The 2,899-nt window shown below is 51.4% G+C and carries 2 protein-coding genes; both read left to right on the top strand.

What is annotated here, in order from left to right; all coding sequences use genetic code 11:
• The first annotated feature begins 143 nt into the window (after positions 1-143).
• Entirely contained in the window at positions 144-1,043 is a 900-nt protein-coding gene (locus ROE7235_RS19170; protein WP_183073594.1) for a restriction endonuclease subunit S, read from the top strand.
• Positions 1,044-1,077: 34 nt separating this feature from the next.
• Positions 1,078-2,784: a type I restriction endonuclease subunit R gene (locus ROE7235_RS19165; protein ID WP_121097567.1), complete on the top strand. Its 1,707-nt coding sequence runs from the start codon at positions 1,078-1,080 to the stop codon at positions 2,782-2,784.
• The last annotated feature ends 115 nt before the right edge of the window (positions 2,785-2,899 follow it).

The following is a 2,899-nucleotide window of genomic DNA, read 5'->3' as shown; positions in this document are numbered from 1 at the left end:
TGATCAGAGCTTGAAGCTCAGCACGGTCGGCGGGGCCAAGGTAAAGGCAAATGTCATTGCGTCTCATGTCCCGAATATAGCACATCAGGCCCTCAATGGGAATCCTGTGTCAGGTGGGGAACACTAGCATAGGAACCTATGCGTTGGGACAAAGGATCATTACGCTACAAACGAAATCCGAACACTGTGAACATGGATTTTTATTCCAGACGCTGCTGGGACCAAAAATGCAGCGAAAAATTGATGTCCGTGGAACGGGATCCACCGCAAAAGGCATAAAATCACGTCTATTCGTAAAGATTCCGATGAGCGCCCCCACACTCACCGAGCAGCGTAAGATCGCAGGCTTTCTTGGCGCGGTGGACGAGAAAATCACGCAGCTTAGCCGGAAAAGGGTTCTGCTCGAGGACTACAAAAAAGGTTGCATGCAGCAGCTGTTTTCTCAGAAAATAAGATTCAAGGATGATGAGGGGAAAGACTTCCCAGACTGGGAAGAGAAGAAATTGGGGGAAGTGGCAAACATAGTTGGAGGAGGAACCCCCAACAGTGAACAAGATGAATATTGGGGTGGTGAAATACCTTGGTTCACGCCAACGGAAATGAAATCAAAATATGTGACTGACAGTGTTCGTACAATTAGCGCGTCAGGGCTGAAAAAATCTTCTGCAAAGCTGCTTCCAATTGGAACTATTCTTGTCTCCACTCGGGCAACAGTTGGCGATTTAAGTATCGCCAAGAAGGAATGTTGCACAAACCAAGGCTTTCAATCCTTGATTGTGAAAGATGAAAACCACAACGAATTCTGGTATTACTGGATGGTTGCGAACAAAAAAGAACTCTTACGGCGCGCATCTGGCTCGACATTTCTCGAGATCAACAAATCAGAGATTGCAAAAATTCCCGCACAGCGCCCCCACCCCGACGAACAACGCAAGATCGCGGACTTCCTCTCAGCGCTTGACCGCAAGATTGATCTGGTAGGTCAAGAGATAACCCATGCGAGCAGCTTTAAGGCTGGCCTGTTTCAGCAGATGTTCGTTTAGTTTTTATTTTCACCCGCATAACCCTTTGGCCCGTATGACCACACAAACCGAACAACAGCTTGAAGATGCTCTGATAGTTCAACTTGAAACCTTGGGCTGGGACCGCGTGACTATCAAGGATGAGGCTGATCTGGTCAGCAATCTCAAGCACCAGCTGGAGGTCCACAATAAGACCAGCCTTTCTGGGGGAGAGTTTAAGCAAGTGCTCAATAAGCTGGCGCGCGGCAACATCTTCGAGAAGGCCAAGACGTTGCGCGACAAGGTGGATTTCACACGGGATGACGGTAAGACGGGGTATCTGGAGCTGATCAATCAGGCGCAATGGTGCAAGAACCAGTACCAGGTGACCAACCAGATCACCATGGAGGGCAGCTACAAGAACCGCTACGACGTGACCTTGCTCGTGAACGGCTTGCCACTCGTACAGATCGAGCTGAAGCGACGCGGCCTTGAAATGAAAGAGGCTTTCAACCAAACCAACCGTTACCACCGGCACAGCTTTTCAGCCGGATATGGGTTGTTTGGATACTTACAGCTTTTTGTGATCAGCAACGGCGTGAACACCAAGTATTACGCCAACAATCCGGTAAACCGCCGGGATTTCAAGCAGACCTTCTATTGGGCCGATGAGGACAACAAAACCATTCGCCAGCTGAGCGCTTTTGCCGAGGATTTCCTCGAGAAATGCACCCTCAGCAAGATGATCACCAAATACATCGTGCTGCATGAGAGCGACCAGTTACTGATGGCGATGAGGCCTTATCAGTTCTATGCAGTCGAGCGCATCGTGGAGCGCGTACAGACCACTACCAAGAACGGCTATATCTGGCACACCACTGGGTCGGGTAAAACGCTGACCAGCTTCAAGGCGGCGCAGATCCTCACCCAGAGCCCCCATGTTCACAAGGTCGTCTTTGTGGTCGACCGCAAGGATTTGGATTTTCAGACGATCAAGGAGTTCAACAGCTTCTCTGAGGGCAGTGTGGACGCCACCACCAATACCAGCAACTTGGTGAAGCAATTTGCTGATGAAACGCCGCTGATTGTAACCACGCTGCAGAAGCTCAACACCGCAATCAGTCGCGACCGGCACCTCAAGACTATGGACGAGCTCAAGGACAAGCGCATGGTCTTCATCTTCGATGAATGCCACCGCAGTCAATTCGGCGAGACCCACAAGCGGATCACCGACTTTTTCGGCAACGTGCAGATGTTCGGCTTTACCGGCACGCCCATCTTTGCCGAGAATGCGGCGAAGAACGCCATGGGTAAGCGCACGACTAAAGACCTATTTGGCGAGTGCCTGCATAAATACGTTATCACGGACGCAATCCGGGACGAGAATGTGCTGAAATTCTCGGTGGAGTATATCCGCACCTTCAAGGGCAAGGATGGGGTGCAGGACATCGAGGTCGAAGCGATTGATACGGCCGAGGTGATGGAAGCCCCTGAGCGTCTCGAAAAGATCGCCGACTACATCCTCACACACCACGGCAACAAAACTCACCAGGGTCAGTTCACGGCCATTATGTGCGTAAGCAACGTCAAAACGCTCATCGCTTATTATAACTTGTTCCAAGCCAAGAAGGAGGCCGGTGAGCACAACTTGAAGATCGCAACCATCTTTTCCTATCAGGCCAACGAAGAAGATGCTGAGGCCGACGGTATGGGCACCGGCGACGACCTGCCCGATGACAGCAGCCCCGTGAACACCCACAGCCGTGACGCGCTAGTGTTCTGAGTCTGACACTTCCTACCTGTTTCCGCGAATTTCATCGAGCGCGTTCAGAGCGCGGCGTTCCCGGGTGAGGATGTCCTCGGCGGTTTTGGTCCATTTGAAGGGTTTGGGCTTGTCG

It is taken from the genome of Roseinatronobacter ekhonensis, assembly GCF_900499075.1.
GTDB lineage: Bacteria > Pseudomonadota > Alphaproteobacteria > Rhodobacterales > Rhodobacteraceae > Roseinatronobacter > Roseinatronobacter ekhonensis.
This window is presented reverse-complemented; position numbering and strand designations above follow the sequence as displayed.

Bases quoted from the DNA above. Each gene is read 5' to 3' on its own strand.
- ROE7235_RS19165 (WP_121097567.1), top strand. From the start codon at position 1,078: ATGACCACACAAACCGAACAACAGCTTGAAGATGCTCTGATAGTTCAA.